The organism is Nonomuraea gerenzanensis, assembly GCF_020215645.1.
GTDB lineage: Bacteria > Actinomycetota > Actinomycetes > Streptosporangiales > Streptosporangiaceae > Nonomuraea > Nonomuraea gerenzanensis.
Window position 1 is genome coordinate 4,238,122 of sequence record NZ_CP084058.1, and the last position, 26,776, is coordinate 4,264,897.

Here is a 26,776-nt window from a genome sequence, read left to right on the forward strand (position 1 = left end):
GACACTCCTCAGTGGCTCAGCGCGGGGGTGGGCGGCTCTTCGCGGGCGCCGAGGTCGAGGGCGCGCGGGCCGCGCCTGATCACCCGGGCGATGAGCACGTAGTCGACGACGGCCAGCAGCCCCAGCACGGCGGCGAACCCGATCAGCGAGGTCGTCACCATCCCCCGCGTCAGGCCGGGCGACAGGGCGTCGGCCACGGTGAGCCGCTCCCAGATCATCCACGGCTGGCGGCCGATCTCCCTGGCCATCCAGCCGAGGATGGACAGCACGAACGGCAGCGGCGTCATCGCGATCAGGATCGGATGCGTCCACCGCGCCCGCGGCAGGATCCCGATCATCGGCAGCATCACAAGCAGCACGACGAGCCCCAGCAACTGCCCGAACTCGATCATGAACCCGAGCCCGGTGGCGGCGAGCGGGTTGTGGCTGCCGAACTTGTCCTCGGGGACGGCGGCGAACTGGGCGTACCCGAAGCCCATGGTCAGCACGATGCCGATGGCCGCCGTGACCACGCCCGTCCGCAGCGACCGGCCGAAGAACTCGGCCTCCCCGGCCCCGCGCCGCAGCCGGTAGGCGCTGGCGCCCACCAGCACCATGCCCCCGGTGAACAGCCCGGCCCCGATCACGTGCGGGAAGGCGAAGACCAGGGCCTCGTTCGTGAGCAGCGCGCCGAAGTCGACCAGCTCCATCCGGCCGTCGCCGAGGACGGCCCCCGCCGGGTTCTGCAGGAACGAGTTGGCCACCATGATGAAGAAGGCGCTCGCGTACGCCGTCAGCGTCACGAGCCAGATGCACGCCAGGTGCGCCCATTTGGGCAGCCGGTGCCAGCCGAAGATCCACAGGCCGAGGAACGTGGACTCCAGGAAGAAGGCGACCAGCGTCTCCATGGCCAGCGGCGCGCCGAACACGTCGCCCGCGTAGTGCGACAGCCCGCTCCACGCCAGCCCGAACTGGAACTCCATCACCAGCCCGGTCACGATGCCGAGCGCGTAGTTGATGACGTAGATCTGCCCCCAGAACCGCGTCATGCCCTCGTGCACCGGCCTGCCCGACAGCGCCCACCGGGTGTGCATGATGGCCACCAGCGGCGCCAGGCCCAGCGTGAGCACCACGAACAGGAAGTGCAGGCTGCCCGTCACCGCGAACTGTGTCCGTGCCAGATCCAGTACGTCCATGACCACTCCGTTATTGTGCCTACCTACATATAGACAGCCTACATGTAGACTGGCTACTTAGCGGAACGGTGTCTAGGATCAGAGGCATGAACCCGGATGCGCTGCGCGGGCACATGGACGCCCTGTTGCTCTCAGTGCTGGAGCGCGAGCCGCTGCACGGCTACGCCATCATCGAGGCGCTGCAGCAACGCAGCGGAGGCGCGCTCAACGTGCCGACGGGCACCGTCTACCCGGCGCTGCGCAGGCTGGAGCGCATCGGCTACCTGTCGAGCGAGTGGGCGACGGTGGGCGGGCGCAAGCGGCGCACGTACCGGCTGACCGACTCGGGCAGGAGGCAGCTCCAGGGGGAGCGGTCGGCCTGGCAGGAGTTCACCAGCGTGATCGGCAGCGTCCTGCGGGCGGAGGCGAGCGCCGTGCGCTGAGCCGCGCCAGTCGTACGCCGTGAGCCGCGCCAGTCGTACGCCGTGAGCCGCGCTACTGGTGCTCGGCCGCCCGCGTGATGCGCACGCACCGCGAGGCGCAGTAGATCTGGATCGCCCACATGGCCGAGGTCACCACGTTCGCCAGCAGCGCGGGCAGGCCGTGCAGGGTGTTGGGTGAGTCCATGCCGAAGGTCATCAGCATGCTCAGCGCCGCCGTGATCGGCAGCGAGGCGAAGACCAGCACGCCCAGCGACCTGGTCGCCAGCCGGGGCCGGCGCAGCCAGCGCGCGCCCCGGCTCAGCGCGAACAGCACGAGCCCGCCGTACAGGCCGGTGCCGAGCTGGACGAGGTCGAGCAGCTTGGAGGCGGGGGAGTACCACCACGGCTGGCTGAGCCAGGTCTGGTCGGTGCCGGGAAAGATCCGCCACAGCATCGACCACATGGCCACGGTGAGCGGCACGCTGATGAACAGCAGCACCCCGAGCCGCCGCCCCGCGACGGCGGTCAGCTCCGCCTGGTAGCCGGGCGCGACCTCGCGGACCTCGCCGAACTCCGCCACCGCCAGCCGCTCGGCCTCCGCCCGCGGCAGGCCGCCTGCCTCGAACGCCTCGGCGGTGTCGACCAGGCTGTCGCGAGCCTCGACGACCAGGTCGCGCTTGGCGCCGCGCGGCCCGCTCAGGGCGCCGTCGAGCTCGGCCACGTAGTCGTCGATGAGCATGGCCCCCAGTCTACGGACGGCGATCTAGGGGGTCCATCGGGGAGCACCCTGAGATTGGTCCGGGTTGTCATGTAGGAAAATTCCTACGTATAGTGGCTGACATGCTCATCTCCTCCGTTCTCACGGTCACCGTGCCGGTCGCCGACCAGGAAGGCGCGCTCGGCTTCTACGCCGGCGTGCTGGGCTTCGAGGTCCGCACCGACAACCCGTTCCCGATGGGCCGCTGGCTCACCGTCGCGCCCAAGGGCGCCGCGACCACGCTGCTGCTGGCCTCCTGGTTCCCCGGGATGGCGCCGATCGGCGGCCTCGTGCTGGGCGCCCCCGACCTCGACGCGCTGGCCGCCGCGCTCCAGGAGGGCGGGATCGCCTTCGAGGGGCCCAGTGAGCAGGCGTGGGGCCGTCAGCTGCTCTTCCACGACCCGTTCGGCAACGGATTCGTGGTCAGCGAGATGGCCGGCGAGACGGTCAGCTGGACGTGAGCGCCGATCACGTGTTCACCGCCCTGGCCAGCCCGGCCAGGCGCGAGCTGCTGCGCCTGCTGCTCGACGAGGGCGCCCAGCCCGCCGGGCGGCTGGCCGAGCGGTTCGACATGAGCAGGCCCAGCGTGTCGGAGCACCTCAAGGTGCTCAAGGACGCCGGGCTCGTGGCCGAGACCCGCAAGGGCAGGGAGCGGCACTACCGGCTGGAGGCGGCGCCTCTCATGGAGATCCGCGACTGGCTCACCCCGTACGAGCGGTTCTGGCGCGAGCGGCTCACCGCACTCACCGCGCTCCTCGACGAGATGGAAGAAGATGACGATGGCCCACGAACCGACGGCTGAGGACCTGCGCGCGATCAGGCTCGACCAGTTCATCGCGCATCCGCCCGCGAAGGTGTGGCGGGCGCTCACCGAGCCCGACCTGGTGGCCCGCTGGCTCATGCCGGGCGACTTCAAGGCGGAGGTGGGCCACCGCTTCACCTTCACCACGCAGCCCAAGAAGCAGGTCGGCTTCGACGGGATCGTCCACTGCGAGGTGCTGCGCGTCGAGCCGGAGAAGCTGCTGCGGATCAGCTGGAGCGACGGCAAGCGGGCCGACTGGACGGTCACCTGGCGGCTGGAGCCCGAGGGGAAGGGCACCCGCCTCTTCCTCGACCATGAGGGCTTCGACCCGGGCGACGAGCTGCAGCAGCTCTCCCGGCGCATCATGGGCGGCGGCTGGCCGCGCATCTTCGGCGCCATCGAGCGGATCGCCGCGGAGCCGGCGGCGCCACGTCAGTGATGCAGGGCCGGGCTGACGCTCTCGGCCCTGCCGCCGGCGTGGGAGGTGGAGCTCCACGCCACGGCCGCCGCCATCAGCGCCACCAGCAGCGCGAGCCAGACGGCCGCCCGGCCCATCCGCATCCCGTAGCCGCACAGCAGCCACGACACCGACAGCCACCACCCGTGACCGGCCTGCCTGCGCATCTCCATGGCGGCGAAGGCGAAGTCGGCCGAGGTGGCGCTGTCGGCGGGCCGCAGCCCCGCGTAGAGCGCCGCGAGCCGGTCGGGTGAGGCGCCGGGGTCGCCTGGACCGCCGGATCCGCCGGATCCGCCGGATCCGCCGGGGCCGGAGCGGCGGTCGTGCAGGGGGCGCTCGTCGGCCAGCGCCCGCCGCCGCGAGAACCAGCGCAGCATCGGCCAGCGCAGGCTCACCCGCACCCCGCGCGGCGTGAGCGCGAACGTGCACTCCTTCACCCGCACCCCGGAGGGATGGGCCAGCCCGGCGAACCGGCACGCCGACAGGTCCAGCCGGAGCAGCTCCAGACTGGCCGCGTCGACCTGCCGCAGCGACGTCAGCGTGGACCTGCCCCGCCCCATGACGGTGGCGGGCCCGCGCAGCACCGCGCCCTCCAGGTCGGCCTGCGAGTCCGTCAGCCGCAGGGTCGTGGGCCCCGCCACCTCCACCCGCCGCAGGTCCACACCGCACCGCGCGACCGCCACGTCGAGCAGCCCGTCGGCGCGCGCCCTGACCGCCGAGAGCCTGCCGGTGGCCGACAGGTAGGCGTCGGCGGCGAAGTGCGCCGACTCGAACCCGGCGTGCCCGCTGACCTTCCTGAACGACAGCGTGCGGCCGAAGCGGGCCCCTCGGAACGCGGCCCCGTCGCCGAGCCGGGCGCCGTCGAAGGTGGCGTACCCGTCGAACCTGGCCCGCTCGCAGGAGAGCCCGTGACCGAACGCGGCCTGGCTGAACAGCGCGTCACGCGACATCACGGCCCGGTCGAGCGAGGCGTGCCCGCGCACCGTGACCCCGTGGAAGGACAGCTCCCTGGCGAACCGCACGCCGGCCAGCGACACGTTGCCCTCGAACCGGGCGCCGAAGAACGAGGCGAGCCGGTCGAAGCGGGCACCGTCGAGCGAGACGTCCCCGGCGAACGTCACCCCCGACAGCCTGACGTCGCCGGTGAACCTGGCCCGGTCGAGCCGGGTGCGGCCGGGCCTGCGGCCGGTGGCCTCCAGCACCCTGGACAGCAGATCGCTGGTGACGGTGGTGCCCCGCAGGTCGAGCAGGCGGCCGGGGGAGAGCTCCGCCAGGGCGGCGCCGAGTTGTCCGGGTTCGAGGTGAGCCAGGCAGAGGCCCGAAGGCCGGCTAGCGACTCCGGTGCAAGCAGCCGAATACGCGCAGGTGACCCAGTCCATGCATGGGTGATACCCGCCGGGGCCCACGTCAAGGTTCGCCAATTTTAGGGTCTAAACCCATTTTCAGGGATATATGCAGTCTAAATCGTCCGCTCGGTCACGTGCCGTGGGCGGCGGCGGGGCATGGAATGCTGGTGTCGGGTACGTGGTTGAGACCGATGCACCGACTATCGACAACGAGCGAGGAGCCACTTGTGGCGACCATCGAAGTAACAGAGAAGAACTTCAACGACATCGCCGACAAGGGGATCGTGCTGCTCGACTTCTGGGCCGAGTGGTGCCCGCCGTGCAAGAAGTTCGGCCCGATCTTCGAGCAGGCGTCCGACAAGCACGGGGACATCACCTTCGGCAAGATCGACACTGATGCCGAGCAGGGGCTCGCGCAGGGGTTCGACATCACCTCGATCCCCACGTTGATGGCCATCCGCGACGGCATCGTGGTCTTCGCCCAGGCCGGCGCCATCCCCGCGCCCGCCCTCGAAGACCTGATCAGCCAGGTCAGGGCACTCGACATGGACGCCATCAGGGCCGAGCTCAGCGAGGAGCTGAAGAACGCCCAGCAGAACTGACCCTCTTCTCATGACGAAGCCCCGCCCTGCGGCGGGGCTTTCGCGCGTTTCGGGGGCGGTGCGCGGCCGCGTCAGAGCTTGCGGCCGACGCCCACGTAGCCGAAGTCGATGCCGTTCCCCGGCGCGTCCGGGTCGTCGGGGCGCCAGCCGTTCGGGTACGTCAGCCCCGGCTCGGCCAGCTCGTACCCCTCGAAGAAGCGCAGGATCTCCTCGCGGGTGCGCAGGTTCAGCGAGGCCGTGGCCTTCTTGTAGATCTCCAGCGCCTGCGGGGTGACGTCCGGCGTGGGGTCCACGGCGTGGCTGATCACCAGGTGGCTGCCCGGCGCGCTCGCCTTGCGCAGCTTGGCCGCCACGTCGTAGGCGACGTCGTCGGGGATGAAGTGCAGGATCGCCAGCGCCAGGAACGCCACCGGCCGCTCGAAGTCGATCAGGCCGCCCAGCTTGTCGAGCAGCGCGTCCGGCTCGCGCACGTCGGCCTGCAGGAAGTCGACGTTGTCCTTCCTGGCCAGCAGCGCCCTGCCGTGCACGCACACCACCGAGTCGTAGTCGACGTAGACCACGCGGGCCTCGGGGGCGATCTCGTGCGTGTTGCCCTGCGTGGGCAGGCCGGCGCCGAGGTCGACGATCTGGCGCACGCCCTGGTCCACGACGTAGCGCACGGCGCGGCGCAGGAACGCGCGGTTGGCGCGGGCGCCCGTCTTGGTGTCGGGGAAGTTCTTGAGGATCTGCTCCGCCGCCGCCCGGTCCGCGGCGAAGTTGTCCTTACCGTCGAGGTAGTAGTCGTACATACGCGCGACGTTGGGGACGTTGGGGTCGACCCCCTCCGGAGCATTGTCCACTTTGTCTCCCGAAAAAAGGCGTCTTTCGGGGTGATCATAGCTCCGGAGGGTGGTACGTCACCGGCTATTCGGTACTTGCGGAAATGAGAGGTAAATCACTCGAACCGCGCGTGACGGAGCCGGCGCGCGCCGCAGCCGGCCCGCCCGCGCGGAGCGGGATCAGCCGCGGTAGAGCTCCGCCACCCGGAAGGCGAGGTCGAGCGACTGGCCGCGGTTGAGCCGGGGGTCGCACGCCGTCTCGTAGCGCGTGGCCAGGTCGGTCTCGCCGATCTCGAACCCGCCGCCCACGCACTCCGTCACGTCGTCGCCGGTGAACTCGATGTGGATGCCGCCGGGGTGCGTGCCGAGCGAGCGGTGCACCTCGAAGAAGCCGGCCACCTCGTCGAGCACGTCGTCGAGGCGGCGCGTCTTGTGGCCGCTCGGCGCCTCGAAGGTGTTGCCGTGCATCGGGTCGCAGATCCAGGCCACCTTGGCGCCGGTCGCGGTGACCTCCTTGACCAGCGCGGGCAGGTGCTCGCGGATCTTGGAGGCGCCCATCCGGGTGATGAACGTGAGCCGCCCCGCCTCGTTGGCCGGGTTGAGCTTGTCGATCAGGGCCAGCGCCTCGTCGGGCGAGGTCGTCGGGCCCAGCTTGACGCCGATCGGGTTGCGGATCTTGGCGAAGAAGTCGACGTGCGCCCCGTCGAGCTGGCGGGTGCGCTCACCGATCCAGACCATGTGCGCCGACACGTCGTAGGGCAGCCCCGTACGCGAGTCGATGCGCGTGAGCGCCCGGTCGTAGTCGAGGATGAGCGCCTCGTGCGAGGAGTAGAACTCGACCGTGTGGAACTCCTCGGGATCGGCCCCGCACGCCCGCATGAACGCCAGCGCCTGGTCGATCTCCCTGGCCAGCTGCTCGTAGCGGCGCCCGGCGGGCGACTCGGCCACGAAGTCCTGGTTCCACGCGTGCACCTGCCGCAGGTCGGCGTAGCCGCCCTTGGTGAAGGCGCGCGCCAGGTTGAGCGTCACGGCGGAGGAGTGGTACGCCTTGAGCAGCCGCCACGGGTCGGGCCTGCGCGCCTCGGCGGTGAAGTCGAAGCCGTTGACCATGTCGCCGCGGTAGGCGGGCAGCTCGACGCCGTTGCGCACCTCCGTGCCCTTGGAGCGCGGCTTGGCGAACTGACCGGCGACCCGGCCGATTTTCACCACCGGCACCCGGCCCGCGTACGTCAGCACGATGGCCATCTGCAGCAACGTCTTCAACTTCTGGCGCACGTTGTCGGCCGTGGCGCCGGCGAAGGTCTCGGCGCAGTCACCGCCCTGCAGGACGAACGCCTCGCCGCGGGCCACCGCGGCCATCTGCTCCTTGAGCTGGTCGCATTCGCCGGCGAAGACCAGCGGGGGCAGGCCGCCGAGCTCGGCGACAACCTTGTCGAGCTCGCCGCGGTCCGGCCAGTCGGGCTGCTGCGCCGCGGGGAGGGCTCGCCAGGAATCGAGATCCACTAGATTGCTGCTCACGAGATACGAGGGTATTCCACTGGCTCGGCCCCACCGACCCCCTTGTCCACGTTGTGAGAATGCGGTTATACGAAGACGAACCCAGGGGCAGTCAAAGTTCCTTTACAGTGACGTGCTCCGGCCGCACCCCGTGGCCGATGAAACGGGGGGCCACTCTGTTGAGCACCGGGATCCTCGTCAGGTCCGGCGGCAGCCCCGACGGGTCGAGCCGGTGCGTCAGCGCCCGGCTGATCACCAGGTTCTGCACCACCCGCTGGGCCGCCTGCGTGACCCTGGTCGGCAGCATGCGGCGGCGCTGCACCCGGTGCAGCGCCGACTCCGGGATCGGCGTGCCCGCGCGGAGCGGGCCCGCCAGCAGGTTGGCGGTGGCCACGGCGTCCTGCACGGCCAGGTTGATACCCACGCCGAACACCGGCGACATGGCGTGCGCGGCGTCCCCGATGACCAGCAGCCCCGGCCGGTGCCAGCGGCGCAGCCTGTCGATCATGACCGTGAGCACGCTGACGTCGTCGTAGGAGCCGAGCCCCGCGACCCGCTCGCCCAGCCACGGCAGCAGCCGGGCCACCGGGCCGCGCAGCGCGTCGATGCCCTGCCGGGTCAGCTCGCCGTAGCCGCCCTTGCGGATCAGGTAGGCGAGCTGCCAGTAGCTCTCCCGGTTGATCGCGACCATCATGTGCCCCGGCGAGATGCGCAGGAACGTGTCGTCGCGGTCGCCGGCCTCGCGGGGCAGCCGGAACCACAGCACGTCCATGGGCGCGCCCAGGCTCTCCGGCACCAGGCCGGCCCGCTTGCGCAGCACCGAGTGCCGCCCGTCGGCGGCGACCGTCAGCTCCGCCCTGATCTCGTGCTCGCCCGAGGCGTCGCGGTAGCGCAGGCCGCGCACCGCGCCGCCCTCGCGGATCAAGTCGTACGCCTCGGCGTTCATCAGCAGCCTGAACCCCGGGTGGCGCCCGGCCGCCGACGTGATCAGGTTGAGGAAGTCCCACTGCGGGACGAACGCCACGTAACGGTAGCGGCCCGGCAGCCGGCGCAGGGTCGCGATCCGCACGTCGCCGCGGTCGGTGACCATGAACAGGTCGTACGCCTTGCGGTGCGGCAGCTCCAGGAACTCCCCGGCCAGCCCCAGCTCGTCGAGCACCTGCAGCGTCGAGGGGTGGATGGTGTCACCCCGGAAGTCACGCAGGAAGTCGCCGTGCTTCTCCAGCAGCGTCACCTCGACGCCTGACCTGGCCAGCAGCAGGGCGAGCAGCGCACCCGCCGGGCCGCCGCCCGCTATCACACAGCTCATAATTCATCACCTAGTGAGATTGTGCCATCTCATGCGAAATGAGCAAGGCTCACAGCAATCCGGCGTGCCCGAGCCACCGAAGTACATGCAGTGAGCCGCCTCTCACACACAGGGAGTGGATATGAAGGACGAACTCCACACCCTCTCTGGCGCCTACGCCGTGCACGCACTGCCGTACGCCGAGTGGGTGCTGTTCGACAAGCACCTGCATGCGTGCGCCACGTGCGCGGCCGAGGTGCGGCACCTGCGCGAGACGGCCGCGAGGCTGGCGGAGACGGTGGCCGAGCGGCCGCCCGCCAGGCTGCGGCAGCGCCTGCTCGACGCCGCCTCCCGGTCACGGGGCTTCGAGGACCCGCCGCAGCAGGTGCGCGAGGACAGCCCGACCGTCTGGAGACGCCCGCCCGCCGCCGCGCCGGCGCCGGGCGACACGCAGCAGCCGGCGACGCTCAGCCTGCCGCCGGAGGAGCCGGCCTACCGGCCGGGGCCGTCGATCCCCGTGACGGCCGACAACGGGCAGCGGGTGGTGCCGCTGCGGCGCCGGCGCACCCGGCTGATGGCGGCGCTGACCGCGGTCTCCGCCGCGGCGGCCGTCGCCCTCGGCGCGGTCGCCTTCGACGCCCGCCGTGACCTCGGCGACCTGACCAGCAGGAACGAGGAGATGGTTGCGGTGCTGGCCGCGCCCGACGCCAAGACCATGCGCGAGCCCGTCACCACCGGCGGCACCGCCACCGTCGTGATCTCGCGCGACATGGGCCGCATGGTGTTCACCTCGTCCGGCCTGGCCGAGCTGCCCGACACCAAGGGGTACGAGCTGTGGCTCATGGGCCCGGAGGGGCCGCGCCCCGCCGGGCTGCTCGACCGGCGGCAGGACGGCGTGAGCCACCCCATGACGCTGGCGCCGCTGGACCGCGACGGGCACGTGGCGCTCACCATCGAGCCCGCCGGCGGCTCCGAACGGCCCACCACGCAACCCATCATGCTGGCCGAATTGCCCGAGGCGTGATCGAACAGGGATGGACGAGCGGCCCGGCCGGCCCGATACTCGATCATGCGTATCTTCGCCGCCCTGACACTGGCCACCGCCCTGTTATGCGTGTCCCCAGCGGCACCCGCCGCCGCGGCCGAGCCCGGCTCGGCGACGGTGGTGCCCGTCCAGGTGACGGGCTCGCCGGCCAAGAGGTTCAACCTGATCCTCCTCGGTGACGGCTACACCGAGGCCGAGCAGGCCAGATTCCGCGCCGACGCCGACCGGCACCTCAACGTGATGTGGTCGATCGAGCCGTTCAAGTCCTACCGGAACTACATCAACGTCTACCGCGTCGACATCGTCTCGGGTGAGTCCGGCATCAGCTGCGACCCCGGCCTCGACGCGCCCCGCCGCACGACCCCGCTCAGCATGGGCTTCTGGGGCCGCTGCAACCCCGCCAGCGTCCAGCGCCTCATCACCATGGACAACGCCGCCGCCACCCGCTACGCCGACCTGGTCACCGGCACCACCTCAGGCAACCGGCAGATCCTCGCCCTGGGCAACAGCGGCACGTACGGCGGCGCGGGCGGCTCCTACGCCACCGCCTCCGGCAGCAACAGCATGTCCGCCCTGATCAGCCCGCACGAGCTGGGCCACTCCCTGGGCGGCCTCCAGGACGAGTACGACTACTACCAGCGCGGCGTCCCCGGCGGCGCGTACCAGGGCGGCGAGCCGTCCAGCGCCCACCACACGCTGCTCACGGCGCAGGAGCTGCTCGACCAGCGCAGGAAGTGGTGGCGCTGGCTCGGCGAGCCCAGCGAGTCGGGCGGCCCGATCGGCCGCTACGAGGGTGGCCTGTACTACACGACCGGCGTGTGGCGCCCCAGCGCCCACTCGATGATGAAGACCCTCGGCTACTACTTCGACCAGGTCAGCCGCGAGGTCATGACGCAGCGCATCACCGCCAAGACCATGCTGATCCAGGACGCCACGCCCGCGGAGGCGCCCGTCGGCGCCGACCGCGTGCTCTGGGTCGAGCCGATGCGCCCCGTCAGCCACTCCCTGCGCACCACCTGGGCCGTGGACGGCCGGGACCTGCCCGGCGACCGCGACTCGCTCGACCTGCGCACCCTCGGCCTGACCCCGGGCACCCACACGGTCACCGCGACCGTCACCGACCCGACCGCGTTCGTCCGGGACCCGGCCATCAGGGCCGCCATGACCAGGACCCGCACCTGGACCGTGGACACCGCCATCACCACCCCGCCGGACGGCGCCGAGCCCGCGATCGTCTCCGCCACACCCACCGACCGGCCGCTCGGCCGCGAGGACGTCGTGTACGTCGAGACCACGCACCCGGCGACCACCGTCCCCGACGTCACCTGGACCCTGAACGGCCGCACCTACCACGGCACCGACCTGGACCTGGGCGAGCTGGACGTGAAACCGGGGCCGCTCACCGCGACCCTCGGCGGGCGCACCCTCACCTGGACCGTCGACGCCACCGGCCCGAGCACGGCGTACGAGCTGTCGCCGCCGCTGGCCGGGTCCGGCGACACCTACGTCTACAACGGCCCCTTCACCATGCGGCTCACCGGCACCGACGACCGCGACGGGTACGTGGTCTCGGAGTCGCGGGTGGACGGCGACGGCTGGTTCAACTACTTCGGCTGGCCCACGTCCTCCGAGCTGCCGTGGACGTTCTCCGAGCAGGGCACGGTGATCGACTCCCTCGTGTACGGCAAGCTGCCGCGCGGCAGGCACACCATCGAGTACCGCTCGATCGACGCCGCGGGCAACCACGGCCGGGCCGAGCACTTCACCGTCACCACCATCGCCCCGCCGCCCGCCTGCACCAGCACCGTCACGGGCACCCACCGGGGCCCGCTCACCGTCACCGGCGGCGTCACCTGCCTCGACGGTGCCCAGGTCACGGGCGTCGTCACGGTCAGGCCCGGCGCGTCGCTGGTCGTCGACGGCGGCCGGATCACCGGCGCGCTCAACGCGGTGCGACCGGCCCAGGTGCACCTGCTCGGCGCCCGCGTGGACGGCGCGCTGGCCGTCAGCGGCGCGGCCGGGCTGACCGTCGTGGGCGCGGACGTGCGCGGCGCCGTGCTGCTCAGCGGCAACACGGCGCCGATCCTGTCGGGCAGCACGATCAAGGGCGCGCTCGCCTGCACCGGCGACACGCCCGCCGACCTCGACGTGCCCAACACGATCAAGGGCGGCAGCCGATGCGGCGACCTGTCCGGCGGGCGGTCAGCCGGCCGCCCGTACGAGGCGGTCCGGCACGCCGGCCCGTGAGGTCAGGACGCGGCGCTCACCAGACGGTCCGGCACGCCGGCCCGTGAGGTCAGGACGCGGCGCTCACCAGGCGGTCCAGCACGTCCGTCAGTGACGCCGTAGCCGCATCGCGGACCCTGGCGTACTCGTCCGGCGGGTACTGCCGGGGTCCGTTCTCGACCAGCAGGATCAGGTACAGATAGGCCCGGTAGAGGTCGAGCCTGGTGCGCGCAGCCGGCGTCAGCTCCACCGGGCTCACCTCGCGGTAGCCCGCCAGCAGCGGATCGTCCTCCGCCAGCTCCCCGAAGATCGTCGGCGTCACGAACTCGGCCAGCGGGTCGCCCCAGAAGGCCCGCTCGTGGTCGATGATCGCCTGGATCCGCGGCGTCCCGCTCAGGTCGAGGAAGACGTTGCCCGCCCACACGTCGAAGTGCACCAGCCGCGGCGTCGTCACCTCCGCCAGCGCCGGCGCCGCCGCCTCGAACACCGCCTGGATCTCCCCGGCGGGCCGCGGCAGCGGCGTCGGGTACCGCTCGGTGTCGCCCAGCAGCGCCGCCGTCATCGCCAGGAACGCCTCGGGCCAGGTGGCGCCGGTGATCCCCGCGTGCGGGTAGCCGAACACCTCGCCCGTCACCGCGTTGAACCTGGCCAGATGCCCGCCCAGCTCCCTGCGCAGCTCCGCGTGGTTGTCCGGCTTGACGTCGTTCCACGACACGCCGTCGAGCGCGGCCAGCAGCAGGTAGTCGCCGCCGAGCACCGGGTCGTCGTAGCCCGCCCGCAGCAGCCCCGCCACGGGCACGCCCGCCGCGGCGGCCAGGCCGATCGCGGCGGCCTCCATGCGCAGCAGGTTGCGCTCGTAGCTGAGCTGCTCCAGGTCGGGCGGGGGAGACAGCTTGAGCACCGCCTCGCGCCCGTCGTCCAGCTTCAGCCGCCACACGGCGTTGGCGTAGCCGTCGGTCAGCTCGGTGGCGGCCGTGACGCCCGCGCCCACCGCACGGCGCACCAGCGCGTCGAGCTCGGCGTCGGATAACCGGCGCTTGGTCCTGCTGTCCACGTCACCCCTCTCAGGCGGATTCCCTGCGCACCAGGTGCGTGTCGAGGATCACGACGGGCTGGCGCAGCTCCTCGCCGTTGATCCTGGCCACCAGCAGCTGCGCCATCTGCCGGCCCATGGCCTCGGTCGGCTGGTGCACGGTGGTCAGCGGCGGATCGGCGTGCAGCGCCGCCTTGGAGTCGTCGAACCCGATCACCGCCACGTCACGGGGCACCGACCGGCCCTCGGCCTTGAGCACGCGCATCGCGCCCAGCGCCATCGGGTCGGACGCGGCGAACACGGCGTCGAGGTCGGGATGCGTGCGCAGCAGCTCGTGCATCGCCGTCGCCCCGCTGTGCTCGGAGAAGTCGCCGTAGGCCACCAGCTCCGGCAGGCCGGACGGCAGCAGCGCGTCGCGGTAACCCGACAGACGGTCGACACCCACACCCATGTCCTGGGACCCGGCGATCGTGGCGATCGCCCTGCGGCCCAGACCCAGCAGGTGCTTGACCGCCTGCCGGGCCCCGGCCCTGTTGTCCATGTCCACGTAGCTGTAGGGGTCGAGGCCGACGGGACGGCCGCCCAGCACGGTCGGCACGCCCATCGCCTCCAGCCTGCCCGGCAGCGGGTCGGCGCCGTGCAGCGACAGCAGCAGCACGCCGTCGACGTGCTGGCCGGTCAGGTAGTGCTCCAGCCGCGCGTGCTCCTCCGGGGTGCGCGCCATCGCCAGGATGAGCTGCAACCCGGTCTCGGCCAGCGCCGAGCCGATGCCGCGGATCGTGCCCGCGAAGTACGGCTCGTCGAAGACCCGGAACTGGGACTCGGACACCACCAGGGCCACCGTGTCCGTGCGGCGCGTGACCAGGGCCCGCGCCGCACGGTTGGGCACGTAGCCCAGCTCGCGGATGGCCAGCTCGACGGCCTCGCGGGCCTTCGCGCTGACGTTCGGCGAGCCATTGATGACTCTAGACACCGTGCCCCGGCCTACCCCGGCCCGAGCCGCGACTGCCTCAAGAGTCGGTCGGTTCATGGCGCCTATTCTGCCGGATGATCTCCGCATACCAGAGCGCGCTGTCCTTCACCAGCCGTTCCTGGGTCTCGAAGTCCACGCGAACCAGGCCGAACCGCTTGCCGTAGCCCCACGCCCACTCGAAGTTGTCCATCAGTGACCAGGCGAAATACCCCTCCAGGGGCACGCCCGCGTCGATGGCCTCCTTGCAGGCGCCCAGGTGCGCCTCGACGTAGGCCAGCCGCTCCCGGTCGTGAATGCGGCCCTCGTCCAGCACGTCCTCGAAGGCCGCGCCGTTCTCGGAGACGACCATCGGGATCGGCGGGTACTCCCGCGCCACCCTGGTGAGGATCTCCACCAGGCCGCCCTCGTCGATCTCCCAGCCCATCGCGGTGACCGGCCGGCCGCCGTTGACGAACGAGACGTGCTCGCTGCCCACCCACGGGGACCCCGAGTCCGTGGGGGCGGCCGCCGCCGACTGCGCGCCTCCCGGTGCTCCCGAGACCGTGAAGCGGCTGTAGTAGTTGACGAGCAGCACGTCGATGGGCGCGTTGATGGTCTTCATGTCGCCCGGCTCGATGAAGTCCTTGTCGAACGGCAGGTCCGCCAGCACGTCCTCCGGGTAGCGGCCCAGCAGCAGGGCGTCCAGGAAGAAGCGGTTCTGCAGGCCGTCGATGCGGCGGGCGGCGTCCAGGTCCCGCTCGCTGTCGGTCTCCGGGCTGATGGCGTACAGGTTCACGCAGCCGCCGACTCTGCGCGCGTTCATCGCCTGCACGGCCAGGCCGTGAGCCAGGTTGAGGTGGTGCGCGCCCCTGATCGCGTTCTCCGGCTCGCGCCTGCCCGGGGCGTGCTCGCCCGAGGCGTAGCCGAGGAACGCGGCGCACCATGGCTCGTTGACCGTGCTGAAGGTGTGGACGTAGTCCTTGAGCGCGTCGTGGACGGCCGCCGCGTACTCCGCGAAGCGGTAGGCCGTGTCGCGGTTGGGCCAGCCGCCCTGGTCCTCCAGCGCCTGCGGCAGGTCCCAGTGGTAGAGGGTCAGCCACGGGTCGATGGCGTGCTGGCGCAGCTCGTCGCAGAGCCGCTTGTAGAAGTCCAGGCCCTTCTGGTTGACCGCGCCGGAGCCGGCCGGCTGGATCCGCGGCCAGGACACGGAGAACCGGTAGGCCGACAGGCCCAGGTCAGCCATGATGGCGACGTCGTCGCGGTAGCGGTGGTAGTGGTCGATGGCCACGTCCGCGTTGTGCCCGTTGAGGATCCTGCCCGGCGTCGCGGTGAAGGTGTCCCAGATCGACGCGCCGCGCCCGTCCTCGGTGACGGCCCCTTCGATCTGGTACGCCGACGTCGCGGCCCCCCACGCGAAGCCCGCGGGGAAGCGCAGCTCGGTACGCGTCTGTTCTTCTTGTGTCGTCACGCCTTGACCGCACCTTCCATGAGTCCGCCGACGATCTGACGGCCGAAGAGGACGAAAACCAGCACGAGCGGGATGATGGACAACGCCGTACCCGCGAAGATCAACGAGTACTCCGTGGAGAACCTCGCGTTGAGGCCGTTGATGGCGATCTGCACGGTCGGGTTCTCCTGGTTGAGCACGATCAGCGGCCACATGTAGTCGTTCCACATGAGCATGAACGTGTTGATGCCGAGCACCGCCATGCCGGGCCGCACGGCCGGCAGCACGACGTTCCACCAGATGCGCAGCGTGGCGGCGCCGTCCACCCGGGCGGCCTCGACCAGCTCCATCGGCACGGACTGCCGCGTGTACTGCGTCATGAGGAACACGCCGAACCCGTTGAGCAGGTACGGCAGGATGACCGCCTTGAGGGTGTTGGTCCACTCCAGGCTCACCATGAGCCGGTAGAGCGGCACCACGCCCATCTGCTGCAGCGGCACCGCCATCGTCAGCAGCACGAGCAGCAGCAGCGCGTTGCGGCCCTTGAAGTTCAGGTTCGCGAAGGCGAAGCCGGCCAGCGTGGAGATGAGGATGACGGAGACGGTGACGACGCTCGCCACGATGAACGAGTTCGTCAGGCCCAGCAGGAACTGGGCCTCGGGGTGGGTGAGCACCCGCACGATGTTGTCGCCCAGGTTCCCGCCGGGCAGGAACTTCGGCGGCGAGGCCACCGCGTCGGCGTTCGTCCGCGAGGCGATGACCAGCATCCAGTACAGCGGGAACGCCGAGACGAAGATCGCCAGCCCCAGCAGCACCCTGGTCAGGACGGTCGGTTTCCAGACGGTCATCGTGTGCCCCCGATCCTGCGCACGAACAGGAAGTTGATCGCCGCTCCGATGAGGATCAGCAGGAACAGCAGCCAGGCGGCCGCGGAGGCGTAGCCGTAGTCGAACTCACGGAAGGCCTCCTTGTAGACGAACATGGCCACCGTCTGGAACTGGCCCTGCGAGCCGCCGTCGGGGTTGCCGTTGTAGAACGTCATCGGCTCGGAGAACAGCGTCAGGCCGCCGATCGTGGAGTTCAGCACCACGAAGATCATCGTCGGGCGCAGCATCGGCAGCGTGATCTGCCAGAACTGCCTGCGCCGCGAGGCGCCGTCGATGGAGGCCGCCTCGTACAGGTCCTTCGGGATCGTCTGCATGCCGGCCAGGAAGATGATCGCGTTGTAGCCGGTCCAGCGCCAGTCGACCATGGTGGCGATCGCGATCCACGACGGGATGCGCTCCGCCCGCCAGTTCGTGTTCTCGACCCCGACCAGGCCCAGCAGGTAGTTGACCAGACCCCAGTCACGGGCGAACAGCTGCGTGAACACCACCGCGACCGCGACCACCGACGTGACGAGCGGGAGCAGCACGCTCATCCGGATCGGCAGGCGGAAGCGCATGTGCTTGTTGAGCGCGTTGGCCAGGAACAGGGCCAGCAACATCTGGGGGACGGTGGCGATGACGAACATGGCCACCGTGTTCACCGTGGCGCGCCAGAAGTCGTCGTCACCCAGCAGCGCGGTGTAGTTCCCCAACCCGGCCCACTCCGTGGTCCCGGTCAGGTCGTAGTCGTAGAGCGAGTAGTAGAGCGTGAAGGCCAGCGGGAAGAGTCCGAAGGCGGCGAACAGGATGAAATACGGGGACACCAGGAAGTACGGCATCGCTTTGACGTCCAGTCGGGAACGCCAGCGGCGGCCGGGCGGGCGGTCACGGCGATGGGTGTTCCGTGACGCCCGTGGAAGGGTGTCGAGGCTCATAACAGACCTTTCGGCGGCAACATGCCCGGCCCGCGGCTGGCGGGCCGGGCGGGATGATCAGCCCGCGGCCTTCACCGCGTCGTCGACCAGCTGCTGCCAGGCCTTGTCGTAGGGGACGGAGCCGTCGTCCATGCCCTGGATGACCGACTCGACGGCGTTCTTGACCTGGGCGTGCTTCACACCCAGGAAGACCGGCTGGAGGCTCGCCGCCGACTTGGCGAAGATCTCACCGATGGGGGCGTCGTTGAAGAACTCGTTCTTCGCGCCCTGCACCGCCGGGTCCTGCTGCGCCTTGGTGTTGCTCGGCATGTTGCCGAAGTCGGTGAAGATGCTCGCCTCGGTCTGCGCCTGCGTCAGGTAGTCGGCGACCATGGCCGCTTCCTTCGGGTGCTTGGACTGCTTGGGCACGGCCAGCCAGGAGCCGCCCCAGTTGCCGCCGCCGCCGGGCACCGCGGCCACGTCCCACTTGCCCTTGCCGTCGTCGCCGGCGTTGCCGCTGACCACGCCGAGCATCCAGGACGGGCAGCCGACCGTGGCGAACGAGCCCTTCTGGGTGCCCGTCGCCCACTCGTCGGTGAAGTTGCGCAGCTTGGCGGTCATGCCCTGCTGGCTCATCTTCATCGCGAAGTCGAAGGCCGTCTTCACCGCCGGGTTCTTGTCGACGATGAGGTTGTTGCTGGTGTCGAAGTAGCTGACGTTGCCGTTCTTGGCCGCCTCCTGGTAGAGGACGACCTGGTACAGCGTGTTGGTGCCGTCAGCCCACTTGGTGTCCTTGACCTTGGCCTGGAACTTCTTGCCCACGTTCATGAACTCGTCCCAGGACGGCCACAGGGCGCTGACCTCGTCGCGGTTGGAGGGCAGGCCGGCCTTCTCGAACAGGTCCTTGCGGTAGCACAGGCTCATGCCGCCGATGTCGGTGCCCAGGGCGAAGATCTTGCCGTCGGCGGCGACACCGTTCTCCCACTTCCACGCGGGGAAGTCGGCCTTGCGCGACTCCAGGCCGTACTCCTTCAGGTCGGCCCACCACTCGGTACGGGCCTTGGCCAGACCCATGCCGCCCTCGTCGATGCCGACGACGTCGCCCGCGCCGGAGCCCGAGGTCAGCCACTGGATCATCTGCGGCCAGTACTGCTGCTCGAACTGGTCGGTCAGGTTCTCGTGCTTGATCTGGATGTCCTTGTGCTCGGCGTTCCACTTGGCGATGGCGTTCTTGTAGCCGAAGTTCTCGCCGCCGCCGAACGTCTGGACCCGGATCGTGACCGGCTGGGCGGCCGCCGACGAGGCGGGAGCGCTGGACTCCGGAGTGCCGCCGGAACCGCAGGACGTGACGGTAAGCGCCACCGCGGCCAAGGCCGAAGCCGCGGCAAGACCGCCGCGACGCTTGCTGATCATCATGCTGGACCCCTTCTCGGGTGAATGTTGGGGGAGTGCACCGCGGCACGCGCTCCGCCGCGGTGGGAGTCTTTGGGAGCGCTCCCACAAAGGGTGCACTCAGCGGGTGTGCACGTCAATCCCGCGAAACGTAACCGTTACCAATGGTGCAGTTTGGACTCCAGAAACTGCTTTTTTTGGCATAAAGAGCCCAAAGAGCCGATTGGGAGCGCTCCCACCTCAAGAGGCATGTTTCGTGTCACATCCCGGGCATGTCACCCCCGACCACCGCCCTTTTCAGCCGGTCACGGTGGTCGGTCACCGGCTGTGAGGGGGTAGCGTGGGCGCGGTGGACGTGTTCCTCTCCTGGCTCGGGGGCGCCCGGGTGCCCAGACTCGACCTTGAGGACACCATCGAGGAGATCCTCGGCTCGAGGGGTGAGGTGACGGGCGGGGGCAGCGGCGAGATCGGCGAGCACATCGACATCGAGATCTTCACCGCCGGCGCCGCCGCCGCCTCCCCCGAAGCCGCGGGCGCCGACGCAGAGGGGCTGCTGGCACGGATCGCCGCGGCGCTCGCGGGCGCGGTCCCGGCCAACGCCTCCTACTGCGTGGCCGGCGATGACGGGCGCCACCTGCTACGGGAGCTGCTGCCCGGATACGAGCAGCCGTCCGAGCAGCTGCGCGCGGCGGCCGACGGCATCTGTGCCGGGTTCGACCAAGCCCTCAAGGCGGCCTCCGACGGCCACCCGCCGTTCGCGTGCCACTCGGGCATGGTCGACGGCACCACGGTGATCACCCACCTCGTCGGCCGCCTGGCGGTGGCGGAGGCACGCGAGCGGGTCAGAACCTGGGCGGACGGCGCGGCCACCACGCTGATCAGGCAGCCGCTCAACCTCGTCGGAGCCACGGCCTGGGAGGCCCACTACAACGGCGTGCCGATCGTCCGGATCCCCACCACCTAGCCTCCATCACCCCGGCAGGCGGCCGCGCGCTCCTGCAGCAGCGCACGCTCGCGGGTGTTGCGCGTCATCCCCGCCGCCCGCTCGAACTCCCCCCGCGCCTCCTCCGCCCGCCCCAGCTTGACCAGCAGGTCCCCCCGTACGCTCGGCAGCAGGTGGTAGTCCTTGAGCGACGGCTCGTCCACGATCTGATCCAGCAGCTCCAGCCCCGCCACCGGCCCGTACGCCATCGACAGGGCCACGGCCCGGTTGAGCTCCACGACGGGGGAGCGCGACATCCGCGCCAGCGCCTCGTACAGCGCGGCGATCCGTGCCCAGTCGGTGTCCTCCGCAGCGAGCGCGCGGGCGTGGCAGGCGGCGATCGCGGCCTGCAGCGTGTACGGCCCCGGCGCGTCCGACAGCTCCTCGGCGCGGTCGAGCGCGGCCAGGCCGCGGCCGATGAGCAGGCGGTCCCAGCGGGCCCTGTTCTGCTCCAGCAGCAGGATCGGCTCGCCGGACGGCCCCACCCGGGCGGCCGAGCGCGACGCCTGGATCTCCATCAGCGCGACCAGGCCGTGCACCTCGGGCTCGCGCGGCATCAGCCCGGCCAGCACGCGGCCCAGCCGCAGCGCGTCCTCGCACAACCCCGGGCGCATCCAGTCGTCGCCCGCCGTGGCGGAGTAGCCCTCGTTGAAGATCAGGTAGATGACCTCCAGCACCGACGACAGGCGCCCCGCCAGCTCCGCGCCCTGCGGCACCTCGAACGGGACCCGCTTGTCGGCCAGCGTGCGCTTGGCCCGCACGATCCGCTGCGCCACGGTGGGCTCCGGGACCAGGAACGCCCGCGCGATCTCGTCGGTGGTCAGGCCGCCCAGCACGCGCAGCGTCAGCGCCACCCTGGCCTCCATCGACAGCGCCGGATGGCAGGCCGTGAACACCAGCCGCAGCAGGTCGTCCTCGATCTCGTCGACCTCCGGCGGCTCCTCCTCCAGGTCGAGGCGGTGGCCCAGCTCGACGAGGTTGCGCTGGAGGCGTTCGTTCCTGCGGATGAGGTCGATGGCGCGGCGTTTGGAGACCGTCATCAGCCACGCGCCCGGATTGCGCGGCACGCCCGACTCCGGCCACTGCTCCAGGGCGGCGACCAGGGCGTCCTGCGCCAGTTCCTCGGCCAGGCCGATGTCGCGCACCAGCCCGGCGAGCCCGGCGATCAGCCGGGCCGCCTCGATCCGCCAGACCGCCTCGATGGCACGGTGGGTGTCTGCAGCCGTCACCGGGCCATGAGACCAGCCGGACGCCCACCACGCAAACCAAGCCCGCGCCGCGCCGCGCTCCCGGCACCTCGCCCCTCGCGCCGCGCTGCGCCCGGCGCCTGTGCCCGTGCCTCGCGGGCCCCGGGCTGCGCCGCGCCGGCGCGCCGCCGTCCGTCATGCGTCGTGTGGGCAGCGGCGCGCCGGCAGGGGCGCGGTCAGGCGCCGGTGTCGTCCACGCCGAGGCGCTCGCGCAGCGCCTCCTCGCGGGCGCGCTCGGCCGGCGGCAAGGAGTCGTCCGGGACGTCCGAGGCGTCGAAGACGCGCCACACGTCCAGCCCGACCCCCTCGGCCCCCGGCGGCACGGGCACCCGCAGGGCCCACTCGATGGCCTCCTCCCGCGACTTGACCTGGATCAGCCAGAACCCGGCGATCAGCTCCTTGGCCTCGGTGAAAGGCCCGTCGATCACGCTCGCCTTGCCGCCGCTGTAAGCGATCTGCGCACCGTACGAGCTGGAGTACAGCCCCTCGGCCGCCAGCAGCACCCCGGCCTTGGTCAGCTCCTCGTTGTAGGCGTGCATGTCGTCGACCAGCTCCTGGCTGGGCAGCGCCCCGGCCTCGGTCTCGGCGCTGGCCTTGCCCACGATCATGAACTTCATCGGTGTCTCCTTCGGGATTCGTACCGGCTCACCGACGCGTCGAACGGCTGCGGTGGGAATCGACACGGCTTGTGCACATTCTCGCCCGGGTGCGCCCTGGCCGGCCCGGGTCGTGGAGGTGGACCCGCCCGGTCACCCCGTCCGCCCGGCAGGTCCGACTTGTGGACCTCGGGGGTCAGGTTGCGCCCGCGTCGTTGATCGCGCCGCCGCCGCGCGCGGTACTGGCGGGGTGGCCCGCACGCCCAGTTCTTCTGCACCCCTCAGTGAAAGGAGCGCATGGTGGGTTCCCATGCGGTGGCCGACCTGTCCACGGTCGGCTTGGCGGGAATCGCGCTCGCCGTCGTGCTCATGAGGATCAGCCGCCGCGGTCTCGGCCTGCGGCTGCTCCTGGGAGCGCTGGCAACGGCGTGGCTGGTCGCGGTGGGCGGAGGGATCTGGAGCTTCAGCGCGGCGCTGGCCGAGCGGGCCCCGTCCGCCGCCGGCCTGGCGGCCGATCCCTGCTCGTCGAGCGCCCCGGTCAGGACGTTCGACGTGTCCCTGATCAACATCCCGCTCTTCCTCAACCGCTTCGGCGACGTCGTCCCCGAAGGACGCATGTACGTCCTGGACGAGAACGTCGCCGCCGTCCGGTCCACCTTCAAGCGGGCCGCCGACCCGTTCGCCCAGCGTGACCTCGTCGAGCCGCTCACCCTACGGGTCAACAAGGGCGACTGCGTGGCGATCAGGTTCACCAACCGGCTGCACGAGCCCGCCCCCGACCTGGAGTTCGACCCGGGCGAGTCGGTTTTCACGCTGCCGGGGGAGACGCTGGTCGGCACACCGGGCGCGGTCACCACGGCCAAGCGCCAGTTCGCCCCCGCCAAGTCGGCGCGCAAGGTGCAGTTCGACACCTCCAAGGCGCCGCACGCCTCGATGCACTTCGACGGCCTGACCTACGACGTGAGCACCTCCGACGGCACGGCGGTCGGCCACAACCCGGCCTCCACGGCCGCGCCGGGCGCGTCGGTGTCCTACCGGCTGTTCGCCGGGGTGGAGGGCGAGTTCCAGTTCAAGGACGGCGCCGACATGAGCTCCCACCAGACCGGGGCGGGCAACTTCATCGGCTCCCACGCCTTCGGCGCCTTCGGCGCGATCATGGTGGAGCCGCCGGGCGCCACCTGGGTCGACTCCTCGACCGGGCAGCCGCTCAAGTCCGGCACCCGGGCCGTCATCCGGAACCCGGACGGCAAGGACTTCCGCGAGCAGGTCGTGTTCATGCACGACGAGGTGGAGGCGCAGCCGGGCATCCTGACGCGGCTGTGCCGCGAGGAGGAAGAGGAGAGCGGGAGCTGCGTCGAGCCGACCGCGGCGGAGCTGGCCAAACTGAAGGCCGGCACGCTGCCGGACCTGTCGGGCGGGGACGCCGACGCGCTCGTGCAGGGCGAGGTGCCGGTGAAGCTGGAGTGGTTCGCGTTCAACTACCGGGCCGAGCCGGGGTTCAACCGCGAGGAGGTGGGCTGTCCCGCCGCCACCCGGGCCGCGCAGGGCTACAACGCCGCCGAGTGCATCGGCGAGGAGACGAGCCTGTCGTCCTGGCCGTTCGGCGACCCCGGCGGCGGTGACCTGGTCTTCCCGAGCTACCGGGGCGAGCCGACGCAGTTCCGGCTGATCCACCCGGCCGAGTTCGAGACGCACACCTTCCACCAGCACGTCAACCGGTGGCCGTTCGACCCGAAGGACGAGGGCGGCCTGGACGAGATCAGCAAGGCCACCCACCACATCGCGGTCACCAACGCGCTGGACGTGCAGGCGGTCAGCCCGGGCTCGCACTACTCCCTGATCATGGAGGGCGGGGCCGGCAGCGCCCACGACGGCAAGCCGGCGACCTTCGGCGACATCATCTTCCACTGCCACCTGTATCCGCACTTCGCCAACGGCATGTGGGGGCTGAACCGCACGTACGACAAACTGGAGGACGGCACCCGGCGCAACCCCGACACCACCCAGATCCCCAGGCTGATCCCGCTCGCCGACCATCCCGCGCCGCCGGCGCCCACGGCGGACGAGCCGGGGTTCCCGCACTTCATCCCGGGCGCGTTCGGCTTCAAGGGGCCCAAGGCGCCGCTGTCGGTCGCCGAGCGGAAGACCGGCGCCGCGTTCCCGCCGACCGCGGCCGAGATCCGCGCCGCCGACGACCGCGGCCAGGTGCCCGGCGGGTTCTTCCAGGACCCGTGCCCGGCCACCCGCTCGGACGGCAAGCCGATCCCGGTCAAGACGTTCTACGTCTCGGCCATCCAGCTCCAGCAGACCTACACCGGCGGGGCCCTCCAGTGGAACAACCCGCAGAGCCGCATCTACGTAGGCGGCACGACGTCGGCCGAGCGGGACGCCAAGGTCACCGCGATCAGGAACGGCGAGAAACCGGAGCCCTTCTCACCGCTGCTCAACGTGGGCGACTGCGTCGTCTACCACCTGCGCAACGACCTGCCTGCCGACTTCGGCGGCACGGTGTTCGACCGGCGGCAGATCACCAACGAGGTGGGCATCCACCAGCACATGGTCCAGTTCGACGTGCTGTCCTCCGACGGCGCGGCCAACGGCTGGAACTACGACCAGGGCGCCGACGCCGCAGCGCCGAACAAGAAGTACACCTACCGGGACTTCGTGCACGCCGACACCGCGACGAACTCCTTCCACGACCACTTCTTCCCCAACGTGCACCAGGACAACGGCCTGTTCGGCGGGGCCACCATCCATCCGCCCGGCTGCACGTTCCACGATTCGGAGTCGGGCGCGCAGGTCAGCATCGGCACCATCGTCGACGTGCGGTGCGCTCCCACGACCGACTATCACGGCAGACCCACCGATGGTGAGTCCTACCGGAACGTCTCGCTGTTCATCGAGGACCACGTGCCGATGTTCAAGCCGGCCGACGCGAACGATCCCAACGACGACCGGTTCGTCACCCCGCAGGGCGTGCCGATCTTCCCGGCCAAGTTCCCCTCCAGCGCCGACGACCAGGGCGTGATGGGCATCAACTACCGGCTGCAGCCGTTCGAGGCCCGGCGCGCCTTCGACCCGGCGGGCATGTTCCGGGCGGAGAGCCTGCCCAACACGCCGATCCCCCGGGCGTACGAGGGGGACAAGGTCAAGTGGCGGCTGTTCCAGCTCTCGCAGGAGGAGTCCCACGGGTTCAACCTGGACAGGTTCCGGTGGAGACAGGAGCCCAACGACCCGCAGTCGCCCCTGGTGCAGGCGCAGCACATCGGCATGCTGGAGTACTTCGAGATGCGCATGGAGATGGGCTACGAGCTGCCCAACGCCGGAGACCCGTTCTTCGTACGCTCCTACCTCTACAACTACGGCGGTGCCGACGACTGGTTCCTGGGCACCTGGGGAGTCTTGGAGGTGCGCGGCTGCAACGGCTTCCAGTCCTACACCGGCACGCTCCAGCTCCTGCCCGGGAGTGATCCGCCGCCCTGCGCCAACCCCGCGCCCGTCGCCCAGAATCCCCGGGAGCAGGCCAGGCTACCGGTGGTCGGCGAGAACAACCCCTGCCCGCACACCTCCGACGGCACCATCACCGCGCCGATCAAGAAGTACACCGTCGTCGCCTTCAACCACGACATCACCTACAACAAGGCCGGTGACCACGACCCGCGCGGGGCGATGTACGCGCTGGAGGAGGACGTGGCGGCGATCAAGGCGGGCACGAAGAAGGCCGAGCCCCTGGTGATCCGGGCCAACGCCGGCGACTGCGTCGAGGTCACCCTGAAGAACCAGCTCGACCCGGCCAAGATGCAGCCGCACTGCTTCGAGGGGACGGAGCCCGGCCAGCTCGGCTTCCGTGACCCGTCCCAGGGCGGGTTCGCGCTGCCGGGGTGCCTGGACCAGCCGCCCAGGAACGAGCACAACGTGCCCGGCTTCAAGCCGATGCCGGTCAGCGCGAAGGTCGGCCTGAGACCGGCCATGGTCGACTACCACGTACAGGGGGCGGGATCCTCCGTCGGCTGGAACTCCCCGGACACGCTCGTGGACGTCGGGCAGTCGCGCCTGCTGCGCTGGTACGCGCCGGAGGAGGACGGCGCGACGGGCCTCGGCGTGCTCCAGGACTACGCCGACCCCCTCGGCCACGGCCACCACGGCCTCTTCGGTGGCCTGGTGATCGAGCCGAAGGGATCGACGTACAAGGATCCGAAGACGGGCGCCGACCTGAGGAGCGGCGTGGACGCCGTGATCGTGGACCCGAACGGCAAGGACTTCCGCGAGCACGTCATCCTGATGAACAGCGACCTGTCGCTGTTCCGCAAGGACACCAACGGCAACGTCGCCGACGACCTGCCGGTGCCCGACAACCTCGACCTGGCGCTCACCCCGAGCCGCGAGGCCGACGACCCCGAGGACCAGGGCGAGTTCGCGATCAACTACAGCAACGAGCCGTGGAGCCACCGGTACGCCGGCAACCAGGACCTGGCGAAGATCTTCTCCAGCACGGTGCACGGCGACCCGGCGACCCCGCTGTTCCGGGCCTACCCCAAGGATCCGGTACGGCTGCGCGTGGCCCAGGTGGTCGGCGATCCCCGCTCGACGGGCTTCGCCCTGCACGGGCACACCTGGCGCCGCGCCCCCGACGACCCGCAGTCGCAGATCGCCGCCTTCCAGGGCCAGTTCAACCCGGGGGTCGCCTACAACATCCACCTCGACCCGGCCGTGACGGGCGGCGCGGGCGGTCCCGCCGGCATCCCGGGCGACTACCTGTACCGCACGGGCACGCTGGCCCGCCACCTCACGGGCGGGCAGTGGGGCATCTTCCGCGTCCTGGCCGCCAAGCAGCCGGACCTCATCGAGCTGCCGGACCATCCGTTCGGTACGGCCACGCGATCGCGAGGGGAGTAGGGGCATGCGATGGCGAGGACCCCGATGACTCCGATGA

Annotated in this window: 23 protein-coding genes; 9 read left to right on the plus strand and 14 right to left on the minus strand. The window is 70.7% G+C overall.

Annotated elements, in window-relative coordinates:
- Positions 1-8 precede the first annotated feature (8 nt).
- Positions 9-1,175: a cytochrome ubiquinol oxidase subunit I gene (locus LCN96_RS20180; protein WP_225274404.1), complete on the minus strand. Its 1,167-nt coding sequence runs from the start codon at positions 1,173-1,175 to the stop codon at positions 9-11.
- An 86-nt stretch (positions 1,176-1,261) separates the two neighbouring features.
- On the opposite strand from LCN96_RS20180, the gene LCN96_RS20185 reads away from it, so the two are divergent.
- Entirely contained in the window at positions 1,262-1,597 is a 336-nt protein-coding gene (locus LCN96_RS20185; RefSeq protein ID WP_225274405.1) for a PadR family transcriptional regulator, read from the plus strand.
- 52 nt (positions 1,598-1,649) lie between these two features.
- On the opposite strand, the gene LCN96_RS20190 is transcribed toward LCN96_RS20185, so the two are convergent.
- On the minus strand, positions 1,650-2,315 hold the full coding sequence (locus LCN96_RS20190; protein ID WP_225274406.1) for a permease prefix domain 1-containing protein: 666 nt from the start codon (positions 2,313-2,315) through the stop codon (positions 1,650-1,652).
- Positions 2,316-2,416: 101 nt separating this feature from the next.
- Between LCN96_RS20190 and LCN96_RS20195 the strand changes: the two genes are divergently transcribed.
- Genes LCN96_RS20195 through LCN96_RS20205 form a run of 3 tightly spaced genes read left to right on the plus strand, consistent with a single transcriptional unit; the run spans position 2,417 to position 3,574 of the window.
- On the plus strand, positions 2,417-2,794 hold the full coding sequence (locus LCN96_RS20195; RefSeq protein ID WP_225274407.1) for a VOC family protein: 378 nt from the start codon (positions 2,417-2,419) through the stop codon (positions 2,792-2,794).
- A complete protein-coding gene (locus LCN96_RS20200) occupies positions 2,791-3,135 on the plus strand; it encodes an ArsR/SmtB family transcription factor (RefSeq protein WP_225274408.1) in 345 nt (114 codons plus the stop codon). The genes LCN96_RS20195 and LCN96_RS20200 overlap by 4 nt, the downstream gene beginning before the upstream one ends.
- On the plus strand, positions 3,113-3,574 hold the full coding sequence (locus LCN96_RS20205; protein WP_225274409.1) for an SRPBCC family protein: 462 nt from the start codon (positions 3,113-3,115) through the stop codon (positions 3,572-3,574). The genes LCN96_RS20200 and LCN96_RS20205 overlap by 23 nt, the downstream gene beginning before the upstream one ends.
- On the opposite strand, the gene LCN96_RS20210 is transcribed toward LCN96_RS20205, so the two are convergent.
- Positions 3,568-4,971 carry a pentapeptide repeat-containing protein gene (locus LCN96_RS20210; RefSeq protein WP_225274410.1) on the minus strand — a complete coding sequence of 468 codons (1,404 nt, stop codon included), beginning with the start codon at positions 4,969-4,971 and terminating at the stop codon, positions 3,568-3,570. The genes LCN96_RS20205 and LCN96_RS20210 overlap by 7 nt on opposite strands.
- Before the next feature lie 194 nt (positions 4,972-5,165).
- Here LCN96_RS20210 and LCN96_RS20215 point away from each other — a divergent pair, with 194 nt between their 5' ends.
- Positions 5,166-5,540 (plus strand): thioredoxin family protein, encoded by a 375-nt coding sequence (locus tag LCN96_RS20215; protein ID WP_225274411.1) that lies wholly within the window; start codon positions 5,166-5,168, stop codon positions 5,538-5,540.
- A gap of 71 nt (positions 5,541-5,611) precedes the next feature.
- On the opposite strand, the gene LCN96_RS20220 is transcribed toward LCN96_RS20215, so the two are convergent.
- The 3 genes from LCN96_RS20220 to LCN96_RS20230 all read right to left on the minus strand — a co-directional run bounded on the left by LCN96_RS20220 (position 5,612) and on the right by LCN96_RS20230 (position 9,164).
- A complete protein-coding gene (locus LCN96_RS20220; protein WP_225274412.1) occupies positions 5,612-6,379 on the minus strand; it encodes an SAM-dependent methyltransferase in 768 nt (255 codons plus the stop codon).
- Positions 6,380-6,538: 159 nt separating this feature from the next.
- Positions 6,539-7,876, minus strand: coding sequence for a class II 3-deoxy-7-phosphoheptulonate synthase (locus LCN96_RS20225; protein WP_225274413.1), 1,338 nt, complete (start codon positions 7,874-7,876; stop codon positions 6,539-6,541).
- 91 nt (positions 7,877-7,967) lie between these two features.
- A complete protein-coding gene (locus tag LCN96_RS20230) occupies positions 7,968-9,164 on the minus strand; it encodes an FAD-dependent oxidoreductase (protein ID WP_225274414.1) in 1,197 nt (398 codons plus the stop codon).
- A gap of 121 nt (positions 9,165-9,285) precedes the next feature.
- Here LCN96_RS20230 and LCN96_RS20235 point away from each other — a divergent pair, with 121 nt between their 5' ends.
- Both LCN96_RS20235 and LCN96_RS56590 read left to right on the plus strand, forming a co-directional pair.
- Positions 9,286-10,167 (plus strand): anti-sigma factor, encoded by an 882-nt coding sequence (locus LCN96_RS20235; protein ID WP_225274415.1) that lies wholly within the window; start codon positions 9,286-9,288, stop codon positions 10,165-10,167.
- A 45-nt stretch (positions 10,168-10,212) separates the two neighbouring features.
- Positions 10,213-12,435, plus strand: a complete 2,223-nt coding sequence (locus tag LCN96_RS56590) for a M64 family metallopeptidase (RefSeq protein ID WP_263657495.1) — start codon at positions 10,213-10,215, stop codon at positions 12,433-12,435.
- Between the two features lie 49 nt (positions 12,436-12,484).
- On the opposite strand, the gene LCN96_RS20245 is transcribed toward LCN96_RS56590, so the two are convergent.
- From LCN96_RS20245 to LCN96_RS20270, 6 genes are read right to left on the minus strand one after another with little or no spacing between them, the layout of a single operon-like run.
- Positions 12,485-13,468, minus strand: coding sequence for a phosphotransferase family protein (locus LCN96_RS20245; protein ID WP_225274416.1), 984 nt, complete (start codon positions 13,466-13,468; stop codon positions 12,485-12,487).
- A 10-nt stretch (positions 13,469-13,478) separates the two neighbouring features.
- Positions 13,479-14,477: a LacI family DNA-binding transcriptional regulator gene (locus LCN96_RS20250; protein WP_225274417.1), complete on the minus strand. Its 999-nt coding sequence runs from the start codon at positions 14,475-14,477 to the stop codon at positions 13,479-13,481.
- Complete coding sequence (locus LCN96_RS20255) at positions 14,458-15,867, minus strand: GH1 family beta-glucosidase (RefSeq protein WP_225274418.1); 1,410 nt, start codon at positions 15,865-15,867, stop codon at positions 14,458-14,460. Before LCN96_RS20255 ends, LCN96_RS20250 begins: the two co-directional genes overlap by 20 nt.
- Positions 15,864-16,694, minus strand: a complete 831-nt coding sequence (locus tag LCN96_RS20260) for a carbohydrate ABC transporter permease (protein WP_225274419.1) — start codon at positions 16,692-16,694, stop codon at positions 15,864-15,866. Before LCN96_RS20260 ends, LCN96_RS20255 begins: the two co-directional genes overlap by 4 nt.
- On the minus strand, positions 16,691-17,647 hold the full coding sequence (locus LCN96_RS20265; RefSeq protein WP_225274420.1) for a carbohydrate ABC transporter permease: 957 nt from the start codon (positions 17,645-17,647) through the stop codon (positions 16,691-16,693). The genes LCN96_RS20260 and LCN96_RS20265 overlap by 4 nt, the downstream gene beginning before the upstream one ends.
- A 57-nt stretch (positions 17,648-17,704) precedes the next feature.
- A complete protein-coding gene (locus LCN96_RS20270) occupies positions 17,705-18,988 on the minus strand; it encodes an ABC transporter substrate-binding protein (RefSeq protein ID WP_225274421.1) in 1,284 nt (427 codons plus the stop codon).
- A 379-nt stretch (positions 18,989-19,367) separates the two neighbouring features.
- Here LCN96_RS20270 and LCN96_RS20275 point away from each other — a divergent pair, with 379 nt between their 5' ends.
- Positions 19,368-19,982, plus strand: coding sequence for a hypothetical protein (locus LCN96_RS20275; protein WP_225274422.1), 615 nt, complete (start codon positions 19,368-19,370; stop codon positions 19,980-19,982).
- Here the strand turns inward: LCN96_RS20275 and LCN96_RS20280 are convergent.
- Together LCN96_RS20280 and LCN96_RS20285 are read right to left on the minus strand one after the other, a co-directional pair.
- Positions 19,979-21,229, minus strand: a complete 1,251-nt coding sequence (locus LCN96_RS20280) for an RNA polymerase sigma factor (protein WP_225274423.1) — start codon at positions 21,227-21,229, stop codon at positions 19,979-19,981. The two genes, LCN96_RS20275 and LCN96_RS20280, sit on opposite strands and share 4 nt — an antisense overlap.
- 194 nt (positions 21,230-21,423) lie before the next feature.
- On the minus strand, positions 21,424-21,864 hold the full coding sequence (locus LCN96_RS20285) for a YciI family protein (protein ID WP_225274424.1): 441 nt from the start codon (positions 21,862-21,864) through the stop codon (positions 21,424-21,426).
- A 276-nt stretch (positions 21,865-22,140) separates the two neighbouring features.
- Here LCN96_RS20285 and LCN96_RS20290 point away from each other — a divergent pair, with 276 nt between their 5' ends.
- Positions 22,141-26,739 (plus strand): hypothetical protein, encoded by a 4,599-nt coding sequence (locus LCN96_RS20290; RefSeq protein ID WP_225274425.1) that lies wholly within the window; start codon positions 22,141-22,143, stop codon positions 26,737-26,739.
- Positions 26,740-26,776 lie beyond the last annotated feature (37 nt).